The sequence below is a fragment of the Paenibacillus sp. Paensp38 genome, from assembly GCF_059491915.1.
In genome coordinates this window covers 1,914,703-1,939,209 of sequence record NZ_CP168516.1, presented here as the reverse complement: position 1 = coordinate 1,939,209, position 24,507 = coordinate 1,914,703, and the positions used below count along the sequence as shown (strand labels likewise).

24 protein-coding genes and 1 riboswitch are annotated in these 24,507 nt (G+C 44.4%); of the genes, 3 read left to right on the top strand and 21 right to left on the bottom strand.

Features of this window, described 5'->3' with window-relative positions; all coding sequences use genetic code 11:
- Positions 1–162: 162 nt before the first annotated feature.
- From lpdA to pdhA, 4 genes are all read right to left on the bottom strand, one after another.
- On the bottom strand, positions 163–1,584 hold the full coding sequence (gene lpdA / locus ACEN8J_RS08915) for a dihydrolipoyl dehydrogenase (protein WP_039271311.1): 1,422 nt from the start codon (positions 1,582–1,584) through the stop codon (positions 163–165).
- A gap of 3 nt (positions 1,585–1,587) precedes the next feature.
- Entirely contained in the window at positions 1,588–3,201 is a 1,614-nt protein-coding gene (locus tag ACEN8J_RS08910) for a 2-oxo acid dehydrogenase subunit E2 (protein WP_277397970.1), read from the bottom strand.
- Positions 3,202–3,235: 34 nt separating this feature from the next.
- On the bottom strand, positions 3,236–4,216 hold the full coding sequence (locus ACEN8J_RS08905; RefSeq protein WP_039271308.1) for an alpha-ketoacid dehydrogenase subunit beta: 981 nt from the start codon (positions 4,214–4,216) through the stop codon (positions 3,236–3,238).
- Positions 4,217–4,316: 100 nt separating this feature from the next.
- Positions 4,317–5,384 (bottom strand): pyruvate dehydrogenase (acetyl-transferring) E1 component subunit alpha, encoded by a 1,068-nt coding sequence (gene pdhA / locus ACEN8J_RS08900; protein WP_029517443.1) that lies wholly within the window; start codon positions 5,382–5,384, stop codon positions 4,317–4,319.
- Positions 5,385–5,639: 255 nt separating this feature from the next.
- On the opposite strand from pdhA, the gene ACEN8J_RS08895 reads away from it, so the two are divergent.
- Positions 5,640–6,374 carry an alpha/beta hydrolase gene (locus ACEN8J_RS08895; RefSeq protein ID WP_025724149.1) on the top strand — a complete coding sequence of 245 codons (735 nt, stop codon included), beginning with the start codon at positions 5,640–5,642 and terminating at the stop codon, positions 6,372–6,374.
- Between the two features lie 144 nt (positions 6,375–6,518).
- Here ACEN8J_RS08895 and ACEN8J_RS08890 read toward each other — a convergent pair whose 3' ends face one another.
- Complete coding sequence (locus ACEN8J_RS08890; protein ID WP_274481582.1) at positions 6,519–6,983, bottom strand: low molecular weight protein-tyrosine-phosphatase; 465 nt, start codon at positions 6,981–6,983, stop codon at positions 6,519–6,521.
- Positions 6,984–7,131: 148 nt separating this feature from the next.
- Between ACEN8J_RS08890 and ACEN8J_RS08885 the strand changes: the two genes are divergently transcribed.
- Positions 7,132–7,773 carry a thiamine diphosphokinase gene (locus ACEN8J_RS08885; RefSeq protein ID WP_318627296.1) on the top strand — a complete coding sequence of 214 codons (642 nt, stop codon included), beginning with the start codon at positions 7,132–7,134 and terminating at the stop codon, positions 7,771–7,773.
- 279 nt (positions 7,774–8,052) lie between these two features.
- Positions 8,053–8,550 carry a C40 family peptidase gene (locus ACEN8J_RS08880; protein ID WP_039271305.1) on the top strand — a complete coding sequence of 166 codons (498 nt, stop codon included), beginning with the start codon at positions 8,053–8,055 and terminating at the stop codon, positions 8,548–8,550.
- Positions 8,551–8,616: 66 nt separating this feature from the next.
- Here ACEN8J_RS08880 and ACEN8J_RS08875 read toward each other — a convergent pair whose 3' ends face one another.
- The 16 genes from ACEN8J_RS08875 to ACEN8J_RS08800 all read right to left on the bottom strand — a co-directional run bounded on the left by ACEN8J_RS08875 (position 8,617) and on the right by ACEN8J_RS08800 (position 24,476).
- Positions 8,617–9,309: a response regulator transcription factor gene (locus ACEN8J_RS08875; protein ID WP_495594417.1), complete on the bottom strand. Its 693-nt coding sequence runs from the start codon at positions 9,307–9,309 to the stop codon at positions 8,617–8,619.
- A 142-nt stretch (positions 9,310–9,451) separates the two neighbouring features.
- Positions 9,452–10,513: a ThiF family adenylyltransferase gene (locus tag ACEN8J_RS08870; protein ID WP_165146617.1), complete on the bottom strand. Its 1,062-nt coding sequence runs from the start codon at positions 10,511–10,513 to the stop codon at positions 9,452–9,454.
- A complete protein-coding gene (locus ACEN8J_RS08865) occupies positions 10,510–11,277 on the bottom strand; it encodes a thiazole synthase (protein ID WP_039271297.1) in 768 nt (255 codons plus the stop codon). The genes ACEN8J_RS08870 and ACEN8J_RS08865 overlap by 4 nt, the downstream gene beginning before the upstream one ends.
- 2 nt (positions 11,278–11,279) lie before the next feature.
- Positions 11,280–11,483, bottom strand: coding sequence for a sulfur carrier protein ThiS (gene thiS / locus ACEN8J_RS08860; RefSeq protein WP_029517436.1), 204 nt, complete (start codon positions 11,481–11,483; stop codon positions 11,280–11,282).
- Positions 11,480–12,628 (bottom strand): glycine oxidase ThiO, encoded by a 1,149-nt coding sequence (thiO, locus tag ACEN8J_RS08855; RefSeq protein WP_495594416.1) that lies wholly within the window; start codon positions 12,626–12,628, stop codon positions 11,480–11,482. The genes thiS and thiO overlap by 4 nt, the downstream gene beginning before the upstream one ends.
- A gap of 64 nt (positions 12,629–12,692) precedes the next feature.
- The gene (locus tag ACEN8J_RS08850) at positions 12,693–13,286 is read right to left on the bottom strand and encodes a thiamine phosphate synthase (protein ID WP_029517434.1); all 594 of its coding nucleotides are present in this window, start codon (positions 13,284–13,286) and stop codon (positions 12,693–12,695) included.
- 264 nt (positions 13,287–13,550) lie between these two features.
- Positions 13,551–13,659: riboswitch (TPP riboswitch) on the bottom strand.
- A 94-nt stretch (positions 13,660–13,753) separates the two neighbouring features.
- Entirely contained in the window at positions 13,754–15,307 is a 1,554-nt protein-coding gene (locus tag ACEN8J_RS08845; protein ID WP_029517433.1) for an ABC-F family ATP-binding cassette domain-containing protein, read from the bottom strand.
- Positions 15,308–15,491: 184 nt separating this feature from the next.
- Positions 15,492–16,481: a hypothetical protein gene (locus ACEN8J_RS08840; RefSeq protein WP_495594415.1), complete on the bottom strand. Its 990-nt coding sequence runs from the start codon at positions 16,479–16,481 to the stop codon at positions 15,492–15,494.
- Complete coding sequence (locus ACEN8J_RS08835) at positions 16,468–17,022, bottom strand: hypothetical protein (RefSeq protein WP_495594414.1); 555 nt, start codon at positions 17,020–17,022, stop codon at positions 16,468–16,470. Before ACEN8J_RS08835 ends, ACEN8J_RS08840 begins: the two co-directional genes overlap by 14 nt.
- 1 nt (position 17,023) lies before the next feature.
- Entirely contained in the window at positions 17,024–17,419 is a 396-nt protein-coding gene (locus tag ACEN8J_RS08830) for a hypothetical protein (RefSeq protein WP_495594413.1), read from the bottom strand.
- Positions 17,420–17,459: 40 nt separating this feature from the next.
- Positions 17,460–17,939, bottom strand: a complete 480-nt coding sequence (locus tag ACEN8J_RS08825; protein ID WP_029517430.1) for a hypothetical protein — start codon at positions 17,937–17,939, stop codon at positions 17,460–17,462.
- Between the two features lie 50 nt (positions 17,940–17,989).
- Entirely contained in the window at positions 17,990–20,074 is a 2,085-nt protein-coding gene (locus ACEN8J_RS08820; RefSeq protein ID WP_495594412.1) for a hypothetical protein, read from the bottom strand.
- Positions 20,064–21,899 (bottom strand): ATPase, T2SS/T4P/T4SS family, encoded by a 1,836-nt coding sequence (locus tag ACEN8J_RS08815; RefSeq protein ID WP_069011706.1) that lies wholly within the window; start codon positions 21,897–21,899, stop codon positions 20,064–20,066. Before ACEN8J_RS08815 ends, ACEN8J_RS08820 begins: the two co-directional genes overlap by 11 nt.
- Positions 21,900–22,757 (bottom strand): hypothetical protein, encoded by an 858-nt coding sequence (locus ACEN8J_RS08810; RefSeq protein WP_165146657.1) that lies wholly within the window; start codon positions 22,755–22,757, stop codon positions 21,900–21,902.
- On the bottom strand, positions 22,754–23,467 hold the full coding sequence (locus ACEN8J_RS08805) for a hypothetical protein (protein ID WP_039271283.1): 714 nt from the start codon (positions 23,465–23,467) through the stop codon (positions 22,754–22,756). The genes ACEN8J_RS08810 and ACEN8J_RS08805 overlap by 4 nt, the downstream gene beginning before the upstream one ends.
- Positions 23,468–23,489: 22 nt before the next feature.
- Positions 23,490–24,476, bottom strand: a complete 987-nt coding sequence (locus ACEN8J_RS08800; RefSeq protein WP_029517425.1) for an SAF domain-containing protein — start codon at positions 24,474–24,476, stop codon at positions 23,490–23,492.
- Positions 24,477–24,507 lie beyond the last annotated feature (31 nt).

Genomic DNA, 24,507 nt, shown 5'->3' with positions numbered 1-24,507 from the left:
TTTATCATGTACGGTACTTCGTTGACCATGTACTGTGTGAATTTTCATGGTAGTCCTGAAAATCCTAAAGTTTGAAAAAAAAGAGACAAAGAGCGCAGATATAGCGCTCCTTGCCTATCTTTGTCATGTATGAAAACGAAAACGAGATAATGAAAAATGGTATTAGCGACGTGGTGCCAATGCGTGGATCGGATGACCCAGCACGACTTCCGCTGCTTCCATAACGATTTCGCCCAATGTAGGGTGAGCATGAATAGTCAAGGAGATATCTTCGAGTGTAGCACCCATTTCAATCGCCAGACCCAGCTCAGCAATAAGGTTGGAAGCTTCCAGACCTACGATTTGCGTACCCAGTACCAAACCTGTGTCAGCGTCAGCAACGATTTTCACAAAACCTTCAGCAGCGTTCAGGGAAACCGCACGACCGTTTGCTCCATAAGAGAACTTGCCAACTTTGACATTGTAGCCTTTTTCTTTGGCTTGTGACTCTGTGTAGCCTACGCTGGAGCATTCTGGATCCGTGAAAACGACAGCCGGCATACACTTGTAATCTACTACAGACGGCTCGCCTGCAATTGCTTCAGCAGCTACTTTACCTTCGTAAGAAGCTTTGTGCGCCAGAGCAAGACCAGCTACGATATCGCCGATTGCAAAGATGTGAGGAATGCTAGTACGTCCTTGGTGATCAACTTTCACCATTCCGCGCTCATCCAGTTCTAGGCCGATCAGATCCAGCCCCAGTTCACCGTCTGTGTTTGGACGACGTCCAACAGTTACAAGCAGATAATCAGCAGTTACTTCTTTGCTTTCGCCGTTAACGGAGAATTTCACTGTTACGTCTTTATCTGTTTGCTCTGCACTTTCCGCTTTAGCGCCAGTGAAGATTTCGATGCCCGTTTTCTTCATGCTTTTCGCAACGATCGAAGTCATATCTTTGTCGAAACCAGGAAGCACTGTATCCATACCTTCAATAATCGTTACTTTGGAACCGAATTTGGAGTACATTTGTCCGAGCTCTGCACCAATGTATCCACCACCGATTACGATCAGGCTTTTCGGAATTTCAGGCAGGTTCAATGCTTCTGTAGAAGACAGAATGCGTCCACCAAAAGGGAATGGTTTCAGTTCGATTGGACGGGAACCTGTTGCGATAATTGCATTTTTAAAACGGTAACGTGGTGATTCATGTTCGTTGAATACACGCGCTTCGTTTTCGTTGATGAACATGCACTCACCATTGAAAACTTCAACTTTGTTGCCTTTGAGCAAGCCACTTACGCCGCCTGTCATTTTCTTAACAACGCCGTTTTTGAATTCTTGTGTTTTAGCGAAGTCTACTTTTACATTTTCAGCCGAAATACCGAAAGACTCGCCATGTTTAGCTGCTTCGTATTGATGAGCTGCAGAGATCAAAGCTTTGGATGGAATACATCCACGGTTCAGACAGACACCGCCCAGCTCAGATTTGTCAACGATCAATACGCTTTGTCCTAATTGTGCGGCACGGATGGCAGCTACATAGCCGCCAGGACCCGCACCGATAACCAATGTGTCAATATCCAGAGAAGCGTCTCCTACTACCATTGATTACACCTCCATAACAAGCAACTCAGGGTTAGCGAGCAGCTGTTTGATATAGTTCATGAAGTTTTGAGCAGTTGCACCGTCAATAATACGGTGGTCAAAGCTCAGAGAAAGAGCCATTACTGGAGCGGCAACAATCTCACCGTTTTTCACGACTGCTTTTTCACTGATGCGTCCAGTACCCAAAATCGCAACTTCAGGGAAGTTAATGATTGGAGTAAAGAACATACCGCCTGCGGAACCGATGTTAGTGATGGAGATTGTGCTTCCTCTCATCTCATTTGCTGCCAATTTTCCATCACGACCGCGCACAGCCAGATCACGAATGGAATCAGCAATCATCCAGATACTCTTACGATCAGCATCTTTGATAACAGGAACGATCAAACCGTTGTCTGTATCTGTAGCGATACCGATGTTGTAGTATTTTTTGTAGACAATTTCGTTTGCTTCTTCGTCGATTGAGGCATTCAGAGCCGGGAATTGACGGGAAGCAGCAACCAAAGCTTTTACGATGAATGGCAGGTATGTTACTTTTGTGCCTTTCTTCTCAGCAATTGGTTTGATACGAGTACGGAAAGCAACCAGTTCAGTTACATCTACTTCATCCATAATCGTAACGTGCGGAGCCGTATAAGCCGATTTAACCATAGCATTGGAAATAGCCTTGCGGATACCTTTAAATGGTACGCGCTCTTCCTCAGCACGTGGATCTGCTGCTGGTGCGGATGCTGCTGCAGCTTTCGCTTCTTTCTTAGCAGGCTCTTGTGCTTTTGCAGCTTCTTTCGCTACTGGTGCAGCCGCTTGGCCTCCACCATTTTTGAAAGCTTCTACATCTTCTTTGGTGATTTTACCATTTTTGCCGGAGCCACTCACTTGAGCGATGTTTACACCTTGCTCACGAGCAAATTTGCGGACGCTAGGTGTAGCTAGTACATCTTTGTTAGAAGCAGCAGGAGTTGCAGCTGGTTTAGTGTTAGCTCCGCCTTGTGCAGCATCCTGTTCTTGTTTAGCAGCAGCTGGTGCTTCTTCTTGTTCTGGAAGTTCACCCTCTGCAGCGATTACAGCTACGACTTGACCTACGTTAAAGATGTCGCCGTCTTTGGCAAATACCTCTTGTACTGTGCCATTGACCGGACAAGGAACTTCAACTACAGCCTTATCGTTTTGTACTTCCATGATGATATCTTCATCGGTTACTTTGTCGCCGGCCTTGATGTGCATCTTGATGATTTCGCCCTCGTGAAGACCTTCACCCAGCTCTGGGAATTTATATTCAAATCTAGCTGTACCTGCAGCTCCGCTTTGTGCAGCAGCACTTGGCTCAGGGCTAGCAGCTGGTGCTTCTGGTGCATCTTCTTGTTCGGGAAGTTCACCTTCTGCATCAATTACAGCTACGACTTGACCTACGTTAAAGATGTCACCGTCTTTGGCAAATACTTCTTGTACTGTACCATTAACCGGACAAGGAACTTCAACTACAGCCTTATCGTTTTGTACTTCCATGATGATATCTTCATCTGTTACTTTGTCGCCGGGCTTAATGTGCATCTTGATGATTTCGCCTTCGTGAAGACCTTCACCTAGCTCCGGGAATTTATATTCAAATTTAGCCACGTTTAAAACCTCCCAAATTTACGGTGTGCTTTAATTAAAATTCCAATACTTTATTAACCGCATCAATGATACGTGTTGGCGTTGGCAACCAAGTATCTTCAATTTGAGCAAAAGGATAAACGGTATCCGGACCTGCTACACGCAGAACGGGTGCTTCCAGATGCAGGATTGCTTTTTCGTTAATTTGTGCAATAACTTCAGCAGCTACACCGGAGCTCTTTTGCGCTTCTTGAACAACGATGGCACGATTGGTTTTTTGAATAGAAGCAACAACGGTATCAATGTCAATCGGGCTAATGGTACGCAAATCAATGATTTCTACTTTGATACCTTTTGTTTTTTCCAGCTCATCCGCAGCTTTAACCGAAGTGTGTACCATCATACCGTAAGTAATGATCGTCACATCGGAACCTTCGCGAACTACATTAGCTTTGCCCAGTTCAACTGTGTAATCATTCTCAGGAACTTCAGCGCGGAATGCATGATACAAGTTCAAATGCTCCATGAAAAACACAGGATCGTTGTCGCGAATAGACGCAATCATAAGACCTTTTGCATCATAAGGGTTGGATGGAACAACAACCTTGATACCAGGTGTTTGAGCCAGCAGACCTTCCAAGGAATCTGTATGCAGCTCGGCTGCCTTAACACCGCCACCAAAAGGTGTACGGAATACGATTGGAGAATTGTAACGTCCACCGGAACGGTAACGCATACGGGATGCTTGAATTGCCATTTGATCAAGCGCTTCAAAGATAAAGCCTACGAACTGGATTTCAGCTACAGGGCGGAAGCCTTGAATACCCAAACCGACAGCAAGACCCCCGATTGCGGATTCCGCCAGCGGAGTATCGAATACACGTTCTTCGCCAAATTCTTTTTGCAGACCTTCTGTAGCGCGGAATACGCCACCTACATGACCTACGTCTTCACCGAAAAGCAGGACGTTAGGGTCGCGTTTCAACTCTACGCGCAGTGCGTCACGAATCGCTTCTTTCATGTTCATTTGTGCCATTTGCTTCATTTCCTCCTTAAACATTGACAGATCAATTTCAGTTCAGGTCAATCGAAAAGCAGACCGGATCGGGTTACCGCCCGGTCTCTTTCAAGTTCAATTATTTAAAATCAGCTTTTTGCTCTTCCAAGTGCTTAGGCGTTGTTTCGAACATGCTATCAATCAGGCCAGGAATTGTCATTTTTTCTGTTTTCTCGGCTTTTTTGATCTCTTCATTCACTTTTGCCTTAGCTTCTTCTTTTACGCGAGCTGTATCTTCTTCAGTCCAAAGACCTTTTTTCTCAAGGTATTTCGCAAAGCGGGCAATTGGATCTTTCGCATTCCATTCGCCTTCTTCTTCTTTAGAACGATATTTTGTTGCATCATCAGAAAGGGAATGCGGACGGAAACGGTACGTTACGGCTTCAATCAAAGTAGCACCTTCACCATTACGTCCACGCTCTGCAGCTTCTTGAACGGCTTTAATAACTGCAAGCACGTCCATGCCGTCAATTTTCACGCCTTTAATACCAGCAGCTACTGCTTTATGAGCGATCGAAAGAGCAGCCGTTTGTTTTGAGAATGGAGTCGTGATCGCGTAACCATTGTTTTGCACAAAGAAAATAACTGGCAACTTGTATACACCAGCATAGTTCAGGCCTTCGTAGAAATCACCTTCGGAAGAACCGCCGTCACCTGTATATGTAATGGCGACTTGTTTTTGTTTTTTCAGCTTGTAACCCATAGCAATACCCATAGCATGCAAAATTTGCGCGCCAATGATGATTTGCGGCATCAGTACATTAACACCGTCCGGCACTTGGCCGCCGTGTTGATGACCACGGGAATACAAGAAAGCTTGGTATAATGGCAGGCCATGCCAAACGATTTGCGGAATATCGCGGTAGCCTGGAGCAATAAAGTCTTCTTTTTGGAGCGCATATTCGCTACCAACCATGGTTGCTTCTTGTCCGGATACCGGAGCATAGAAACCGAGACGCCCTTGACGGCCTAAGTTAACGGCACGGTCATCCCAAGTACGTGTAAATACCATTCGATACATAATTTCTTTCAATTGATCATCTGTAAGTTTAGGCAACATATCTTTATTGATAATTTCACCATCCGGAGAAAGTACGGACAGCGCCTCAACTTCCTCTGTGTAAACTTCATAAGGAACCTTGCTCATTTTCTTCACCTCAACAAAAAAATTTGAATATCAAGTTCCGCTGTTATAGGATTATTATACACCTGTTATATCGCTCGCGTCAAAGATTTAGTTATTTTTTTTGAGTTTGTCACATTTTTGTGTGTGTAACAGGGTATGTTTTTTACTGTAACAGCTTAGTACATGATTGAAATTTTAAACATCTATTGCAATCAGGGTAATCTTAACTTATTGTGATCCCGAATGCAAAATAATACCCAAGAAAGGTGACGAAAAATGACGGATTCTCGGTATTTAAAACGAACCATCCTTAAAGACGAAGTAGACAGCCGCTTTCTTGGCGAGACCAGAACTCTCCGGATTTATTTGCCGCCCGGCTATAATGAAATATTGAGCTACCCGGTCGTGTACTGTCAGGACGGAGAAGAATTTTTCAATTTTGGCCGCATTGCAACTCATGCCAACCGCCTCATTCTAGATGAGGGCGTCGAACCCTTCATTATTGTAGGTGTGGAAGTGAATACAAAAATTCGAACGCAGGAGTATGCTCCCTTTGGCAATCGTTTTGAGGCGTATACCGCCTGTTTTGCAGAAGAGATTATTCCCTATGTAGAGCAAAAGTATCCTATAAGAAAAGATGCAGCGTCCCGTATTTTGGCGGGGGATTCACTGGGAGGCAGTGTGTCTCTGCATTTGGCTTTGATGTATCCTCAGTTGTTCAACCGCATTATCAGCCTCTCAGGTGCTTACTATGAAGCTTCGCAGGAAATCATCGCCCGTGAGAAAGATCTGTCTCATTTGCGGGTGTGGATGACGGTTGGCCTTCAGGAAGATGCATTTGAGAGTGATACTGGCATTTACAACTTTGTAGAGCTTAACCGTCAATGCGCAGATTTGCTGCGCGAACGGAACGCTGAAGTTTCTTACCGTGAAAAGGATGGCAAACATTTGTGGGGCTTTTGGCAAAACGAGTTGCCTGACGCGCTAATGTATTTTTTGGATCGCGCCTGAGTAAAAATTCTCCCAGGTAACTAAAGGGAATGGAGCATTTGACCTACTAGGTCATAAAGCTCCTTCTTCTTTTTCATGATTTGGTTGCGCTTTCAAAAATGTATAACAAAAAACGGCAATGATTGCCGTCATCTGTCGTTCACATTATAGCTTTTCTTCTACGATCTTGTCCAGTAAGGCCTCGCACCCTGCGTCCATTAATCGATAGGTCTCTTCAAAATTCCCTGTAAAATATGGATCGGGTACTTCTCTTAATTTTTCTTGAGGGAGCAAGTCCATAAATTTTAGAATATCTGCCTCCGCTCCACCTGCAATCTTTCGCATGTTTCGTTCATTAGAGTCATCCATGCACACAATATAATCAAACGCGTCAAAATCACGGCCCGTTATTTGCCGCGCCTGTATGCCTTGTTCGCTGATTCCATGCAGTTTAAGTTGCTTTAGTGTTCCCTCATGCGGAGGATTTCCGATGTGCCAGTCGCCTGTCCCGGCCGAGTCCACCCCGATTTCTGCACCCAATCCCCGTTCCTGCGCTTTATGTCTCAGTATTGCCTCCCCCATCGGTGAGCGGCAAATATTGCCCAAACATACAAACAAAACGTTAATCATTTCGTTCTCCTTCCTATTACACGTTACACTTCCTTTTTTCTGTTTCATTGTAGCCATGTCCTCCAAAATTGTGCAAGCCATATTTAACGCGGTATACTTAAAAACGATGGTATATATAGGATCGTATCAGAAAGAAAGGATGTTGATTATGACAAAAAAACGAGCGATTGTATTTTCAGGTGGTCGTCTTAATGAAGAAGATTTACATCAAATACAGCCCGATGATTTTATTATAGGTGCAGATAAAGGTGCTCTTTTCCTGATCGAGCACGGTATTACACCACATATCTCTGTAGGAGATTTTGACTCGATCACACCAGTGGAAAAAGAAAAGGTAGAATCAGCAAGCCAACGTATGATTGCGTGCGATCCAGTACTTAAAGACTTAACAGATACTGAGCTTGCTTTAGAAATCGCTATGGACGAACAGGCAGATCAAGTACTGATGCTTGGTGTGACTGGCACCCGGATGGACCACACATTGGCTAATGTTCAAATATTGGTACGCGCAATGCAGCATCATATTAGCTGCGCTATTATGGACGCACATAATTATATTGAGCTCACCGGATCAACGCTTGAGATCCAACCTATGGGCTATACATATACCTCCCTGCTTCCTATGACCTCCGAAGTAACAGGCATACAACTGGAAGGATTTATGTATCCGTTACATAATGCCACCCTCAAAATGGGACAATCACGTGCTGTCAGTAATAAGCTAACGGCTTCAAAAGGTACGATTTCCATCAAAAGCGGTCTACTACTCGTTATTCAAAGCAAGGATTAATTATGACATTGTTGTAACCATTATATAAATTGTTTTTCACTCAAAACCCTTGATGAACAAGGATTTTTCCGTTTATAGAAATCCATGAATCGATATATTTTTTACAAATTGTAATTTTTAATCGTTTTTTAATAATCGCTGTGTAAGTCTTGTCCCTCAAGCATTTGAGAGTTCTTTTCCAACTATTAGGGGGCTTCAAAACTGTTATACTCAACGCTGTCAGTTAGTTAGCAACTCAGCAAAATATTGCACAAATCAATTTTTGGAGGTACTTACAACATGAATATGCAGAAAATCATAAAAAAGGTAATTATAGCAGGGGTCGCAGCCACGATCGGCTTTGGTACTTTTGCAATTGAGGGAACAAATACGGCACAAGCCGCCACTACGACTTCGGTAGGCCAAAAAGTAATTAACTACGGTGAAAAATATATGGGAACTCCTTATAAGTTTGGAGCTTCCACAAGCACTACACGTAATTTTGACTGTTCTTCTTTCATGAAGCACATATTCAAGAAATACGGAGTAAATTTGCCGCGTACTTCTGTTCAACAGTCTAAAGTCGGACATGCCGTATCCAAGTCCAATCTGAAAAAAGGCGACTTAGTTTTCTTTTCAAGCGGTAGTCGTGCTACAGGACGCAACATTACCCACGTAGCAGTCTATATGGGCGGGGGTAAAATTTTGCACACTTACGGCGGACCTGGCGTGACCATCTCCAATTTGAACTCTGGCAACTGGAAAAGAACATACATTAAAGCACGCCGCGTACTGTAGTAAGAAACTCATTTTGAAATATGCGAGCCGGGACGAAAAGTTCCGGCTTTTTTTATATACCTAATACTATTCTGATACGGTTGGTGTTCTGAGTGAATAACCAATACCTCGTTCCGTACGGATCATTTTAAACTTATACCCCTTATCTACTTTAGCCCTCAAATGTCTGATATAGACATCTACAACGTTCGTATCAACGATATAATCATGTTTCCAAACATCCTTCAGAATTTTCTGCCTGCTACAAACTTGGTTAAGATGTATCGCCAGATGAAGTAAAAGATCAAATTCCTTCGGAGTTAATTCCAGCTTTTGTCCCCCTCTGCTCACCAATCTGCTTGCATTGTCTATATGTAAATCACCCGCCTCGATTGCCCTTTTCACATCACGTTCAATACCAAAAATCCGCAATAAATTAGCCACTCTAGCCTGAAAAACTCTAGGATAAAAGGGCAGAACGATCACATCATGTGCTCCTTGTTCAAAACAGGAAACAATATGGTCCTCCTTATCTGATGAAGTCATTGCTAATAGCGGGACATGAGGATGGTATTGCTGCAATATGCGAAGCAAGCCTTGCGAAACGGTCTGTTCATCTTCTATACTGAGCAGCAACAAATCCACAGGATTATGGGCTACATAAGAGCTTGCATCCGTCGTATTGCTAACATGAACCACCTGATAACCTTCCTGCTCCAATGGACGAACAATTACGGGAGACGCTTCATTTACATCCACAAGCAAAATTAACGGGCTCACCTTTTCACCCACCTGGTTTGGACATAGCATTACATATTGGATACGAACAAGTTTGTGTTATAAGCCATTAAAGCATATTAATATTATTGTAACAAAAAAGCAGAAAATCATTCTCCAAAGAATGGCTTTCTGCTTTTATCGTTTAACCCAAATAGCGATGATACAGACTTCTTGCTTTTGCCACGTCCTTTGTCCCATGGATCAGCGCTCTGCCATCTGCAAAAACAACCAAGCGATGCTCGCTTGTACTAAAGGAAACCAAAAACGGATTTCGCTCTACTTTTCCTTCTCCCAAAGAAGCAAATCTATCTGCCGTTTCTGCAAGATTCAGATGGATCGGGTTTGCTGGTCTAATTTGAACGGTATCCCTACCGCACAAAACATCTGTTTTCTGCCGATGAGAGGCCGACAAATAGGGATACGTCGGTTGGCTGCCGCAAGAAGGACAGTTCTCCTTTTTAACGCTATCTACCGCTATCGCTACATACTCATTTTTCCACAAATCAAACGAAAGTAACTTTCCTCTCAAATCTTCCGGATATCCGCCAAGAAGTTTGAAAGCTTCCGTAGTTTGGTTAGCCGTGACCATCTGTACAGCCTGCGGAATAATCCCGGCGGTATCACAGGTTTCCCCACCAAACGGTATAGTTCCCAGCAGACAGTGAAGACAAGGCGTTTGACCCGGTAAAATGGTGTAGGTTACACCATAGCTGCCTACACATCCCCCATAAATCCAAGGTATCCGATGCTTGAGTGCCATGTCGTTCATAAGAAGTCGGGTATCGAAATTATCGGTTGCATCCATCAAGAGATCTACCCCTTGGATCAACTCTTCCAGCTCTTCCACCCCAACATCCAGTACATGTGCATGTATAACCGTTTCCGAATTAATATCCTTTAATCTTCGCTGAGCAGCTACTACTTTGGGATATCTTTGCGCAGCATCACTTTCCTGAAAAAGCTGCTGGCGCTGCAAATTGCTCCATTCCACATAATCCCGGTCTACGAGGCTCACTGTACCTACACCCCCGCGAACGAGCGTTTCCGCAATACCTGTACCTAACGCTCCGGCACCTATGATCAGTACGTGGGAAGAAGCAAGCCGACGTTGTCCTGTCGGTCCAAAGGGCGCGAATCTTTCCTGTCTGGAATAACGGTCACTTGAATGTGTTCCTCCTGCACCGGATTTGTCAGTTACCTTCATGCCTGAACCATACCTTCTATCGGACTGCTTGCTGAAGCGTAACGTTTTACAGGAATCATCCCCGCCTCAAAACCATATCTTCCAGCACGAACAGCCAGTTTCATGGCCTCTGCCATTTTTACCGGGTCCTTCGCTCCTGATACGGCTGTATTCAACAAAACAGCATCTGCCCCTAACTGCATCGCTATTGCCGCGTCACCGGGTGAGCGAATACCCGCATCGACAATAACCGGAACCTCCGCCTGTTCAATAATTAGACCTAATGAAAACGGATTAAGCAAACCATGTCCTGTACCAATCGGTGAAGCTCCAGGCATAACGGCATGTACTCCAAGCTCTTGTAGCCTCTTTGCTAGAATCACATCGTCCGATATGTAGGGCAGCACGATAAAGCCTTCTTCTAACAGCTTTTCACTAGCTTTCAACGTTTCAAATGGGTCCGGCAGCAGTGTCTTGCTATCCCCAATGACTTCCACCTTAATCATATCGCACAGGCCGGAGGCTTTTGCCAATTTGGCAATACGAATCGCCTCCTCTGCTGTTGTAGCCCCTGCTGTGTTGGGAAGAAGTGTATACCGGCTCAAATCCAGCATATCGAGAAAATGCTGCTTATCCCGTTCCTCCAAGTTCAATCTCCGTACAGCAAACGTCAATATTTCCGTCTCAGCAGCCTCTACGGCTTGGGATTGGATATCCAGATCAGAGAATTTTCCTGTTCCCAACAACAACCTCGAGGTAAAAGATGCTTTTCCAATGGTTAACATAATCAACCGCCTCCCACAAAATGTACAATCTCTAGGCAATCTCCATCTTTCAGTACCGCTTCATCATGATCTTCACGGGTCAATATATGCCGATTCAGCTCCACCACTACGGTTTTCACCTTTACATCAAGCTCATGTAGCAATTGATTCACATGAGTGATTCGATTAGAAAAGGTCAGGCTCTGGCCGTTAATCGTCAGCTTCATAAGCTTTTCTCCTTGAGGAGCTCAGAAGAAAAACTACTTATCCCAAGTTCTGCTGCACAAGCCCCATTAAGCATAGCTGCCATCGCACGCCCGGTAGCATCACTCAGCAGGACACCGTTACGATAATGCCCGACTGCAGCATATACGCCCTCGACCCCAGGAACAATTCCTATAAAAGGATGACCTGATACAGCCTGCGGACGTAAGCCCGCCCAAGCGCGTATAAAAGAAGCTTCACGGACGCGCGGCAGCCAGGCAGAGGCACGTGCCAACACCCCCTCCAAGCCTCCTACGGTCACCTCTTCGTCATATTGATGTGGAAGGCTCGTTGCCCCAATCCAAAGCTCGTTATTCTGTTTAGGCACGAGGTAAATATCATCAGCATAAATGGTATATTCTAACGGGTGATCCTTCAAGGAGACCGCTACCGCTTCGCCCTTGACCGGATAAAGTGGATATTCAAACCCAACCTGCGCTAGCAATTTCATGCTATCCAAGCCTCCGGCAATAATGACCTGATCGCAGGAAAAAAAACCACTATCTGTGCGGACACCGCAAATTCGACCATCCTGTATGACCAGTTGCTCTGCCTGTGTACCAGACCATACCGTTGCTCCCAGCACCGCAGCAGCACCTGCATAAGCACGGCAAAGCTGGACAGGAGCCACTTGTGTCTCCTTTGAACGATATATTGCCCCGATCGCTTGTTCATCCAAACCTGGAATTCGTCGGGCCAATTCTTTCGCATCCCACCAGATAGGACAATCACCCTCTCGCGTTTTAGCAGCTTTCCAGCGTTTTTGGCCTTCAGTCTCCGTACGGAAAGGGGTCACAAACCCTTCAGTACGGAATTCCACCGAAATACCTGACAAACGCTCTAGATCACAGACAAGCTCAGGGAATGCATCTCGACTTATGCGAGCAAATCGTGATAGCTCAGAGTCGGTGAACTCTTCACTTTCCGCTGCCAGCATTCCAACCGCTGCTCCTGAGGCTCCCTCACCCGGGATCAATCGTTCCAGCATAATCGTACTTCTTCCCTCCTTGGCCACATGATAAGCAATGGAACTGCCGATGACACCTCCACCTATGACCAAGCATTCAGCGTGTCCAATCGCTCTTTCCTCTGTGTGTATCTTTAGCATTTGTTCCGTATCTCCTCTCCATAAACCCTTCTGCTTTCAGCTTGCCTCTACTCTCGTTTTCTCGCTACAGGCTGTGAACTACAAGGTCTGCCATTCGCCTATACTCCATTGCAGCTGCAACGGGCGACTCAGCCTCCCATATACCAGACATCACCGCAATTCCGCTTGCTCCGGCCCTATAAAGCTCCGGGATATGATGCGGTTGTATGCCGCCTAGCGCAATCACCGGAATGTTCGACAACCTGCAAATATGTTCAAGCTGAGCTAAACCCCGCGGTACAATACCGGGCTTACAATGGGTCTCATATACGTGACCATAAAGTACATAGTCCGCTCCTGCCCGCTCAGCAATTTGCATCTCCTCCAAGGAATGTACAGACACTCCACAGCGTGTACCCTTTGGAAGTAGGCTTTTCACATCCACAACAGGTAATCCATTAGCTGGTAATTGAACGGCTCCGACCAAAGTAAGTAAAGCTACATCCACACGATCATTTACTACAATTTGTTGCAAAGGAACTTCCTGCTCCACCAGGCTGCGAGTCAAAGAAAGCAATGCAGAGGCACCATTCTGTTTTAAACGTGCGTGTACATAATGAACATACGGACAAATCACAGCAGCCACTTGGGCGGCTTGTGCAAAAGTGCCCTTTTCCATCGAAATTGCGTGTAATTCGATTTTGTCTTCACCTCACATTGGACTAAAGGATCTAAGCTTAGCCAGCCACGTCTACCAGCAGGAATGAAAGGGGATTATATGTGAATCGTCTACGGAAGCTCGAACTACTTAAAATGAACGAAACGCAAAAAAACCACTTCCCCAAGGAAGTGGTTTAACGAACGTCCAATAATCGAACGGACCATGAATCCGTATACGTGTATCGTCCCACGCACAAACAAAAATAAAGATGGTGTTGCCTTGTTTGTACGGCGCTCACTTCCCTACGCTGGCATAACCCAGATCAGGTGCAAAGGGTCCGAAATCCATTTATTCCGTCTCAGCCGCATGGGCGGCTCCCCTAGTGTGACTATTTTATTGTATAAGCTAAAGATAGCTTAGCATATTTTTCTAATTCTGCAAACCCCACTTCGTGTGAAATTTGCTGGAACTGGATTTAGCTGATTTTAGTTAACTTTACTTGACCACTCTTCCACATTCCACGTTTTGGTTACCCAATCCTCGTAAAAGTCCGGTTCGTGAGATACAAGCAATACGGTCCCTTTGTATTCCTTCAAGGCACGTTTCAGCTCATCCTTTGCTTTAACATCCAAGTGGTTGGTAGGCTCATCGAACAGTACCCAGTTGCTTTCACGCATTAACAGTTTGCAAAGACGGACTTTAGCCTGTTCTCCACCACTGAGCGCAGATAGCGGACGCGTGATATGCTCATTTTTCAAACCGCAACGCGCCAAATGCGCTCGTACTTCATGCTGGTTCAAATGCGGAAATTCATTCCACACATCGTCAATCGGTGTAATTTTCTCGGCCTTTACTTCCTGCTCAAAATAAGCGGGCTGCAAAAAATCACCTTGATAAGTTTTTCCACTGATTGGCGGAATTTTTCCCAATATGGTTTTGAGCAATGTCGATTTACCGACACCATTGTAGCCGACAATTGCAATCTTTTCGCCACGTTCAATCGTCATGGACATTTTAGGCAAAAGGGCATGTGTATAACCAATCTCAAAATCAATACCCTCAAATACCGTCTTTCCGCTTGCACGTGCCTCTTTGAATTGAAAGGTTGGTTTTGCGGCTTCTTCAGGCTTATCAATACGTTCGATCCGATCAAGCTGCTTTTCACGGCTCTTTGCTCGGCCTGACGTAGAGGCACGCGCTTTATTACGCTGAATAAAATCTTCCTGTTTCTTAATAAAATCCTGTTGCTTCTCATAAGCATCAATATGCTGGGCTTTGTTCAGATCCGCCATTTCGAGAAACTTTTCATAATTAGCTGAATAACGGGTCATCTTGGCAAATTCAAGATGGTAAATAACATTAACGACCTGGTTCATAAATTCAGTATCATGTGAAATAAGAATAAAGGCATAGGGATAGTCCTTCAAATAGCGCGTAAGCCATTCAATATGCTCTACATCCAAATAGTTGGTAGGCTCATCCAACAGCAGGACATTCGGCTTTTCCAACAGCAACTTAGCAAGAAGAACCTTTGTCCGTTGCCCGCCACTAAGTGCGGATACATCCCGATCCAGTCCTATGGCCGACAGACCTAGTCCATTCGCCATTTCTTCAACCTTCACATCAATGAGGTAAAAATCCCCCATATCCAGTTGCTCCTGAATTTCACCCATCTGTTCCAGCAACACTTCCAACTCATCAGGAGAAGCATCCCCCATTTTGTCAGTAATCTGCATCATTTCCTTTTCCAATTCCAACAAAGGAAGAAAAGCATCCTTCAATACATCACGTACCGTTTTGCCCGGTGTCAGCTTGGTATGCTGATCCAGATAGCCGTAACGCACACGTGGAGTCCATTCCACTTTACCCTCATCCTTAAGCAATTTTCCAGTGAGAATGTTCATGAGTGTCGATTTACCAACACCGTTAGCTCCTACCAAACCTACACGTTCCCCCGCAAGCAATCGAAAGGAAACATTTTTAAATAATGCGCGGTCCCCAAAGTTGTGGGATACATTTTCTACAGTCAATAAACTCATAAGCTGTTTTTGGCTCCTTATTGTCATCGGCGTTGCCGACTGTTCTTATTTCATATGCATTTCGTTTCTTTCAAAGCTTTATTGTAGCACATTCTGCAACCATATCGGAATATTGAAAACAGTGAATTTTAAGGTTTTTTGGTATGGATCTGCCTAAAAAAAGAAAAACCACCCATGAGGGTGATTATTTTAAGCCATTATAACATTTGTACTCAAAGTAACCCGCAGCTGCTGCAGATTTTTCATCCGTGAAACGTTCACTCGCTTTAAAGGGAGCTGGACATAAATCTCTATAAAAATACTTTATTCCAGTATCTGGTTCTATGCCACCGATAATGTCTTGCTTTCTAACGACTCTCCCACCACCAAATCCATAGTTATTGTAATACCTGTCTCCGACCGGAATGCCTTGGATAAACGCGATCAGCCCCACATCATCTACCGTGTTGTACCACTCCTCTTGCGGAATGATCGGTAGCGTGAACGAATAAGTTATGCCGTTACGCGCTGCTTTTTCGTTATGGACATTAATAATTCGCGCCAAGTCCTCTTGAACGATGCGAACAATGGTGGAACGACGTATTTGCTCAAAAGTTTCTGAATTATTCAGCAAAGATATAGCGGTCTGATCCTGAAGTTCCTTTTGAAAGCCTTCTACCCACCTGTGATTTCGAGTATCGTATGCGTGCACATAATTATCCAAGGTGAACCCCACACTGTTGCCTACTGAATCAACATAGGCATATGGCTTTTTTTCGCTCCATTTGTGGCCAATAGCAGCTTGTCCATGCTCGTCTGTATAGGCTTCTGAGGTAAACGCATAATAACCGTCATAATCCAGAATTACAATAGCCGGTATGTAATCCAATAATGCACGTTGTGCTACTATATCCCCATCAATGCCTACATTAAGAAAAAGGGTGTGCAGGAACGTGTTCAGCGCTGCTTCTTTATCTACCCGAAAAAACTTATCCGATCCGTATCCGGCCTCGCGTTCCTGACGTTCATTCTGTGAGAGCACAACCCCTGCATCCTGAACTGCGGTACGGAGAGCCGACGTATATTTCATTTCTAACTGCTGCACTTCACGCTGATTCTGCACCCGTAAGTCACTAACTACACCAAAGGGCAAAAACAAAAGTATAAATATGACCGCAAAATCAGTAATCTTCATTCAGAACCATGCCCCCGTAAGAAGCTGTAACTGCCGGCTTGCCGCTACCTGCCCCACCAAGAAGCCATGATTTGTACAAGTCCGCAGGAGTCCGATTCGTATTATGTACCCGGACCGTAAAATAATCCCCGGCCATCAAGGTATACCGACGTGTCTGATCTGATTTTGGCTGCTGATTGTCAGGAAACAGTACAGGCAAGATTTGCGGATTATAGTACCCATCATATACAGTTTCATAATTGCCCAGAAAACTGTCTGGCTTCGCGGCATCTGCATAGTCCGGTACATACTTTTTGTGCATATGTTCCAAGTCAACTTCGTACGTATTGCCTGTCAATTCCAGATCACGCATAAAATCGTTATACATCGTCGGTGTAATGTAACCTTTGGTTCTTACCATATCAACAAAACGTACAGTTGAATGATATGTATTTAACCCGGATATATCATCCTGCCGTTCAGCAGCTTGAGCTGCGGGTACGATGTACAAAAGCAATACAGCGATCAGCGCCCCCAACAGCTTGGATATTGTTTGAACCACTTCATTCCTCCCCCAATTTCTCAAAACGTACAGATGTTATGTCCCCATTCCCATTACGCTGTGGGTATATGGAATATAAAGAAGAAGCATCCAAGGTCGACACATCAGGCTCAAACGGTTCAGAATACACATCATACTCTGTCCCGTCGACATGAATCGAAATCCCCTCCTGTAAGTTCATGCGAATTGCCTGTATGACCTGAGTTCCTTTTATCCGTCCCGGCAACCCCGCCCCAGCAGTACGGGCTATTCGCCCTTCAGAATGCTCCTCTTGCTGTGATCTTAATTCCAGTGCACCATCCAGCTGGCTGGACAAGTCTGCTGCCGTTACACATGCGGTTATGAACAGAATAACTGACACACCAAGCCGCAGCATGCTTGAAGCGTGATCAGACATACTCTCATCCCCCTTTTGATTATTATCTTTGCTGTAGTGCTTAGGACTGGATAAACAACAACCCACGGACAACGTTCGATTTGTCCTTGACGATTTCAGCTTTAAATTTACCACTCGGATTTACGTATTCATTCTCTTTCTCATTAAGTGTATTCGTGATTTTACCTGTCTTATCACTGCCACCATTCACGGCGCCATACTGTTCACTGTCTGGGCTAATGTTCAGAGCATTACCGTACCACTGGCCTGCCATATTTTTGCCGGTTTTAATCTGAATGCCGAATTGGTCCTTCCCCTGAAACTTCCGCAGCGCATTGGTCACCTGGGAACCGCTAATCGTTGTGCCGTCATATACCGTAAAAGAGGCTTGAGACAATTCGGTCTGAATATCAGCAAAATTGTTTTGTGCCGTTTTAGTCGCCTCCTGGGCTGAAATAAATAGTATAACTACAATCGTAATTAGAGCGATGGTCAAAAATATCCCAGCGGCTACCTTTAAAGCTGTTGATGCGTTATTCATTATTTTTCTCCCCTAGCTTGTTATTTTGTATTAGTCATAGGTTAACTTTCTTACTGAATTTTTTGTATTTGTTCATAATAGTTATCCATTTGAACAAAGCTCATGCCGATCAACGGAATCACCAAATATAAAAAGATAAGACCATACATCGGGGCAAAACCAATCATCCTTCCCCAGATAGCCTTACTGTCTATTATTTTTTCATACTCCTGTTTTCTTTGTTCGAAATAGTAGGACATATGGGATTCCAAATCATCAAAGGCCTCTCGAATCGTAATTTTACCTAAAGACAAATGAAGCTTATCCACGAGACGTTGAAATTCCGGCAAAGGCGCTTCTTCTTTTAGCAAGTCGAGAGCTGCCTCTGGCCCATGTTCATAATGAAGCAAACATTTTTGCAGAGGTCTTTTGAATATAACTGAAAATCTGTTCAGCCACTCCAATATTTCCTCGACAGACATTCGTTCCATAACCCGTAAAATGGAAATAACTGTTTGAAATTGATACACCTCATGCCTCATATCCAACCGACGCATTTTTCGTTGCAAATATAATAAAAGCATAGGCATTTGATAGGCTGCGTACCCAACAATCAAACTAATCAGCACTTCCCACCACTTGATGTATTCATCATTCCAATCTTTTAGCTTTTGGAGGATACGCCAAGTATTTGTGGATAACTGTTCAGGAGTAGCAGTTCCATTAGCATTATGCTCTAAAACAGCGTACGTATGTTCGTATGTGCTGTTCGACCTCATGTTCAGCGAATGCATGATTTTGCGATCAATCTCACTCTGCTTCAAAGCTTCTTTTTGCTCCACCGGACTTAAACGTCCAAACATTTGACCCGATTGCACTGGTGCGTGAAGGATATGCGTTCTCTCAGCTTCATGTAAAAAAAATATCGTACTGATACTGAGCACCAATCCTATGATACAAAGAGCCATTCTGCGTATGTAGAGCCACTCCAGCCTAATCTCCGCACCACTTTCCTTTAATAGGCGGGTTATTTGAAAATAAGAAGACATATTCTGACGCGGAATTAAAGAATCCACCACATTACGAATGATAGGAAAACGGTATAGCTTCTGCTCCCAAACCCTCCGTCCTCTACCCGCACGATATCCTGTCTCGTCGGTCTGTTGTAGCTTCTGTAATAGGAAATAAGATACGATTATCACAATATAAACGGATAATTTTGTGATATAACCCAATTTTCCCTGATAAAACTCATCCATGGAGGGAAAGCTGGATCTCGCCCATGTCTCGATTGGGATGGTAAAGAAAACAGGTGCTAGTGCGATCACGTTTAGACTTTTTAACAGATAGTCCAGTTTATTTCTTCGCAGCAACTCCAACTGGATTTCGCGTGCGAGACTGCCGAGCCCCTTCAAGTAAATGGAGCCACCCTCCTCAACCCGATCACCAAACTCCATTACCATATACGAGATACCGGCAAAAGCTTTTAAAAATCGATTAGGAGCCGATTCATAGTATCTTTCCAATGCTTCGTGCGGATCAACATCTGTTAGCGCCTCATGGATGAGTCGTGCGTGTCTTCCGGCCTCTGCCTCCGCCAAATCGGCCGCTTCGGATATAGCTTCCTCCACCATACCGTGCTGATGGTAATAGTGACGCACATTGGCGAATAATTCGATCATCTGTGCAAGTAGCCTTTTTTCCATCCGGCTAATGGCCATATCCAAAATAAGACTGTTGATTACCACTCCGCATAAAACGGCTAATATAGCAAACTCTATTCCTGGCTTCATCATGACCAGCACAACACCACTGCAAGCAAAAGCTCCCCAGATGAACAGTGTCATCTTCATCGTCTGTAGGCGAAGCTTGTACTCATCGTAGGCATGCTGACCAGCTAGTCGCTTACGTATACTCGTGATGTATCCGGACAAGAAAGGGACCTTCATACACAGCGTGTACAACTTATGCAGTAAGGCTTGTAGCTCACGTTGCAGTACCGCTTTTCCCTTGCGACCTTCCTTCACAGAATAAATTCGTCCTCTGCGAACTGCATGACTACTGCGCTTACGCAACCCCCATAAAGCTATATATAGAAGCGTAAAGCCCCCACCTGATATAAGTAAAATCCATAATAAAATTTCTTTAAGACTCATAGTCTTCCTCCCAATAGCGGGTCAAAAAACTGCGGAAATCTCTGGCATCATTTACATTCATCTGCTCACACATTTCTTGTACATTTTTGGCTGTTAAGGGCTCCATCGGTATATAGCTTCCGTTCTGATATTCCATAACGTGGCGATAACTGTAGCTCGTTGAAGCATTGGAGCCTGCATCCGTATGATCCGGGTCACGCGGCACACATTCTGTGATCCGTTCGATGTAGCGTCGCCCTTCCGCATCACGTTTGAGATGCACATCAAAGTTAATGACATGAACTACCTGTTCCTCAGCAATGCCTTCATGCTGAAATACTCCTGTTTTGAGCAATGAATTACGAAGTGAAAACACGAGATCACGAAATGTTTTGGCATGATGAGTAAAAATGGTGAACAGACTGGCAACCTGCGACATTTGAATCATCCAAGCAGCTACTTCATCACTTGCTACTTCGCCTAGAATATTGACGGTTCCATCTGTTTTTTTCTGTAAGTCAAGCCCTTGTTGTCCTGAAATATGATCCGTTTCTCGAAAGCTAAGAATGTTACGGCGACTGTAGATGCTGCGTAGATGCAGTTCAAAAGCCATTTCCTGAACGCGAAGCGTATACGAAGCATAAATGTGCTTGACCATCGCCATTAACAACGTCGTCTTACCTGAGCCCTGCGCGCCTGTGATAGCAGTAATCCGGCTGCCTTTCATTAAATAAGAAAGTAGCTGGATTGGAAAATCAGCATTTTGTCCCTTAATTAACTGTTCCAGCGATGCGCTTTGAATATCAAATTTACGGACAAAGAAAGCCCACGATTCTGAGAAAGGAGGTCGTACCACCACTACCCGTGACCCATCCTTCATTTCATTGACCTTATAACCATTTGCTTCGGAAAGCTGTCCCGGGTAATTGTATTTGTAAATATTTTGGCACACCCTTTTAAGTTCACGCTCAGATCCGAAGGAAAGGAACGAAAGATGGATCGTTTTACCTTTATAAAAAATCCATACGCTCTCATAACTATTGGCAGTAGGCATAGTTGTTTGTTCAAATACATACCCATCGGAAGGCCAGTCTGATGATGCAGGAATCCCACCTTCCGGCATACCACTGACGCCCCCACTTACACCGTCGATCCGCTGGTCACGAATATCATCAATGACGGAAAAGCCTTTATAATGCTGATAAATCCGCTGGACAATAATATCCACCTTCTCCAAAAAGGAAAGGGGCCGGTACTCACAATCATAGATATAACGAATGTCCTCTGCGGTAACGAGATAACTTCCATCTTCTTCACCTTGCTGTGAATATCTCATTTCGGCCAAGTCATAAGTATCCAGTAAACGTGATAGTGCATCAGCGCCAAACTTCTGCTGGTATTGGTAAAATATAATTTCGAATTGATCCTGTATGCTAAACAACTCAGGTCTGGAGAATGGCATAACAGTATCGACGATTTTCTCGTTCAAGCCGTAACCGTGAATCAGAAGCTCAGCCATCAGATTTTTAACAAAACGTTTATCTCCACTGCTACCATTGGCACAGTCCTTTAATGCCCTGCGTAGTTCCGCCCTTTGATGGATACGCCGTCTATATTCCTCTTCATGCAATCCGGCATCCGCCATCTGGCTATGACTTAGTTCATGAAGTGCATTTTTGATATACTCTATTAATGTTTCGAATGTGGCATCTTCATTCTTTTTTTCTACTCGAAGGGTTGAATGTCGCGAGTGAAAATTCCCTCGATATTTAACAATAATCAGTACGATGCACATCAATACTATACAGGTAAGAATCAATCCGTTGATCATTTGAGCGGACAGCATTTAAGCGCCCCTCTCCAAAGCCTTGAGCCGAAGATCGGACTCTGCCGCCTCCAGAATAGCTTTGCTGATATGACGTATACTCTGCGCCCATCCTACAGTCATAAAAAGCTTGCGAGGCTGCCCTTTTCCACTTCGTACCTCACGCTGCACATGGCCGATCACATCCCTGCGGTTCCATGCGTCCATAAATCCGGTGTTATAAGGGACTGTATACAGAGCACCTTTGTAGCCATATCTCCTGCGAATATTCGCTTCATTCACTTGAGAATGCACATCATATTTTCCAAGTACTATTAATAAGGGTAACGATGAGTAGGTAGATAACGGAGACACGGATTCAAAATAAGCGTCTAACTCTCGCATATTCTGAGTGAGTGAAAGAACAGCCAGTTTGGCTCGTGCACATGCTTCATGCTGTACAGCCCCCCATCCTGCTCCACTTCCTGCATCAATTAGCGTTAAATCATAATATTGGTTCGCTGTATCTATTACTGCCCGTACAAGCCCTGGAGACAGTAACGGCGGTGCAGCTCCAAAGCTGGAGGTTCCCTCAAGTACATCCAAAGTATGTTCGAGTACAGGTGTCGTATAATTACGAATATTTTCTTTAGACAGTGTCCCTCGCAGAACTAAACGTGCGGCAGCATCCCAGCCCCCTTCCTGAAGCTGTAGGGTTGGATCATCCATACCATACTCTTGTATAGGTAATCCTGATTCAATACCAGTATGTCTACGACCCAAATGAGTCAATAATAGTCTTCCTCTATATAGATTGCCTATGGTAATTGCTATTGCTGCCGCCAAAGAGCTACTTCCACTAGCCCCCTTAATGGGGCTCCAAAACAAAATGGTACTCATGCTCTACTCCTTTCCGCACGCTTTAGCGCACGACGAATCACCTTTAATTCCCAACTCATCCATTCCCCAATACAACGGCATAGTTCTTTCTTATACATTCTGGATAGCGGTTTTAGTATTAGCTGTTTTTTATGCTCATTTTCCAGTTTCAGAGCAAGCAACCCCTCATCCCATGGCAGTATATATGGCTCTTGCTGCCAAGATGCCGGGAAATGATTCATGTATTCCCACAGATACGGCTCCTCCAGACCACAATCCACGGCCTGTAAAAATAGCTTGTGAAATACAAGATCTTTGGGGAATTCAGGTTGACTGAATAAATGCTGAAGCCAATTCTGTCCGTTATGCATTAGCATGCGGCTATAATCACTGACCCAAACTCGCAGTTCTGCCCTTTTCCAAACAGAAATTGGACAAAAATCAAGTAACTCTACATCTAAAATAACAATGTCATAAACCTGCTCTGCCTTCTGATCAGCCGTCATACCTATATGCAGGTCTTCCCATGCTGTAAATCCAATTGCTACATCAAAACCACTAAACTGCGTAATGGGAAGTGGTTTGTCAAGCATCCCTATGCTATACCGATACCGTCCCCGCAGCGTAGCATCTACAAGCAGTACCCGTTGGCCGGAAGCTGCTAATATGCTGCTGATGTATAACAAGGTATCGCTTTTGTCACAAAGCCCGGCAAATATCCATGTTTTCATACTTCCGTTCCTTTTCTCTCATTTATTTGGCATACGGGTCAGAGCTTCCACCCTGCGTCAGAATCTTTGTTTGTTCTTGATGATCCTGCTCATTCTCATATTCATTTCTTGTAACATCAATCCCGCTTGTTGGGTTTTCTATAGTAGCACCCGCATGTTGAGCTGCAATTTCCTCACTCAGACTTCTTTCCACGGGTGTTGAAATTACACTGTTTGATGAACTAATTGCATTTTCAAGGGAATCCCGCAGCTGCTTAGACAGCTTTTGTTCAGCAATGTGTATCAAATTCGGATCACTATTCATTAACGCTAACACCTGCGCGTTAGGTGGATAGGTCGGGATTGCCTTAGGCTGAAATTGGGGATCGACATACGTCAGAGCATAAATGGATGCTTTATGCAGATAGGCATCAACAATCGCGCTCGAAAGCGATAATATTTCCTGCTCATTCAAAGTGACCCAGACAATTGGACCTTCCAGTCGGGAAATCTTCTTTTTGGATAATAGAATGTAATCCTGACCTGTTGGAAATTGTATGCGGATATCTACTTCGTCCCCCGACTTTAGACTGTTGGGTAGTACCACCACCTTTAGCTCACGGTTGCGTAAATCTTTAGGTGTGGGTTCATCAGCAGTAATCATAGACGATGTAAGCACAGATCCTTTTTTAAGCTCAATCTTGGCTGTGGTTCCGGAAACTTCACTTTTATTTGCCAGCAAATTTGATGGAGCCTGAGAACCGGGAACTTTAATTCCCTTCAAATCATTAGATGCAATCTGTTCACCTGGAGAAATATCACGGACAACCGCCCAGCCTTTTTTCGCGGTTCGTTGCTCTTGTTCATACACTTTCCATTTCAGTTCTGCCTCTACCTCAGCCTGTTTCCTAACCTCATTCATTTGATGGATATTAACCATAAGGTAGCCGGCAAAGATAATGCCAACAATCCCAGCGCCAATGCAACCGGCATACAGTTTTTGTTTACTGCTTTTTCTTAGCTTGGACACACAACTTCTCCCCTGCCTCTTTTTGATATAT

What these genes read in the sequence shown, in the direction of transcription:
- lpdA (WP_039271311.1), bottom strand. Translation starts at nt 1,584, where the DNA reads ATGGTAGTAGGAGACGCTTCTCTGGATATTGACACATTGGTTATCGGT.
- ACEN8J_RS08905 (WP_039271308.1), bottom strand. Translation starts at nt 4,216, where the DNA reads ATGGCACAAATGAACATGAAAGAAGCGATTCGTGACGCACTGCGCGTA.
- pdhA (WP_029517443.1), bottom strand. Translation starts at nt 5,384, where the DNA reads ATGAGCAAGGTTCCTTATGAAGTTTACACAGAGGAAGTTGAGGCGCTG.
- ACEN8J_RS08895 (WP_025724149.1), top strand. Translation starts at nt 5,640, where the DNA reads ATGACGGATTCTCGGTATTTAAAACGAACCATCCTTAAAGACGAAGTA.
- ACEN8J_RS08890 (WP_274481582.1), bottom strand. Translation starts at nt 6,983, where the DNA reads ATGATTAACGTTTTGTTTGTATGTTTGGGCAATATTTGCCGCTCACCG.
- ACEN8J_RS08885 (WP_318627296.1), top strand. Translation starts at nt 7,132, where the DNA reads ATGACAAAAAAACGAGCGATTGTATTTTCAGGTGGTCGTCTTAATGAA.
- ACEN8J_RS08880 (WP_039271305.1), top strand. Translation starts at nt 8,053, where the DNA reads ATGAATATGCAGAAAATCATAAAAAAGGTAATTATAGCAGGGGTCGCA.
- ACEN8J_RS08870 (WP_165146617.1), bottom strand. Translation starts at nt 10,513, where the DNA reads ATGAAGGTAACTGACAAATCCGGTGCAGGAGGAACACATTCAAGTGAC.
- ACEN8J_RS08865 (WP_039271297.1), bottom strand. Translation starts at nt 11,277, where the DNA reads ATGTTAACCATTGGAAAAGCATCTTTTACCTCGAGGTTGTTGTTGGGA.
- thiS (WP_029517436.1), bottom strand. Translation starts at nt 11,483, where the DNA reads ATGAAGCTGACGATTAACGGCCAGAGCCTGACCTTTTCTAATCGAATC.
- thiO (WP_495594416.1), bottom strand. Translation starts at nt 12,628, where the DNA reads ATGCTAAAGATACACACAGAGGAAAGAGCGATTGGACACGCTGAATGC.
- ACEN8J_RS08850 (WP_029517434.1), bottom strand. Translation starts at nt 13,286, where the DNA reads ATGGAAAAGGGCACTTTTGCACAAGCCGCCCAAGTGGCTGCTGTGATT.
- ACEN8J_RS08845 (WP_029517433.1), bottom strand. Translation starts at nt 15,307, where the DNA reads ATGAGTTTATTGACTGTAGAAAATGTATCCCACAACTTTGGGGACCGC.
- ACEN8J_RS08840 (WP_495594415.1), bottom strand. Translation starts at nt 16,481, where the DNA reads ATGAAGATTACTGATTTTGCGGTCATATTTATACTTTTGTTTTTGCCC.
- ACEN8J_RS08830 (WP_495594413.1), bottom strand. Translation starts at nt 17,419, where the DNA reads ATGTCTGATCACGCTTCAAGCATGCTGCGGCTTGGTGTGTCAGTTATT.
- ACEN8J_RS08825 (WP_029517430.1), bottom strand. Translation starts at nt 17,939, where the DNA reads ATGAATAACGCATCAACAGCTTTAAAGGTAGCCGCTGGGATATTTTTG.
- ACEN8J_RS08820 (WP_495594412.1), bottom strand. Translation starts at nt 20,074, where the DNA reads ATGAGTCTTAAAGAAATTTTATTATGGATTTTACTTATATCAGGTGGG.
- ACEN8J_RS08815 (WP_069011706.1), bottom strand. Translation starts at nt 21,899, where the DNA reads ATGCTGTCCGCTCAAATGATCAACGGATTGATTCTTACCTGTATAGTA.
- ACEN8J_RS08810 (WP_165146657.1), bottom strand. Translation starts at nt 22,757, where the DNA reads ATGAGTACCATTTTGTTTTGGAGCCCCATTAAGGGGGCTAGTGGAAGT.
- ACEN8J_RS08805 (WP_039271283.1), bottom strand. Translation starts at nt 23,467, where the DNA reads ATGAAAACATGGATATTTGCCGGGCTTTGTGACAAAAGCGATACCTTG.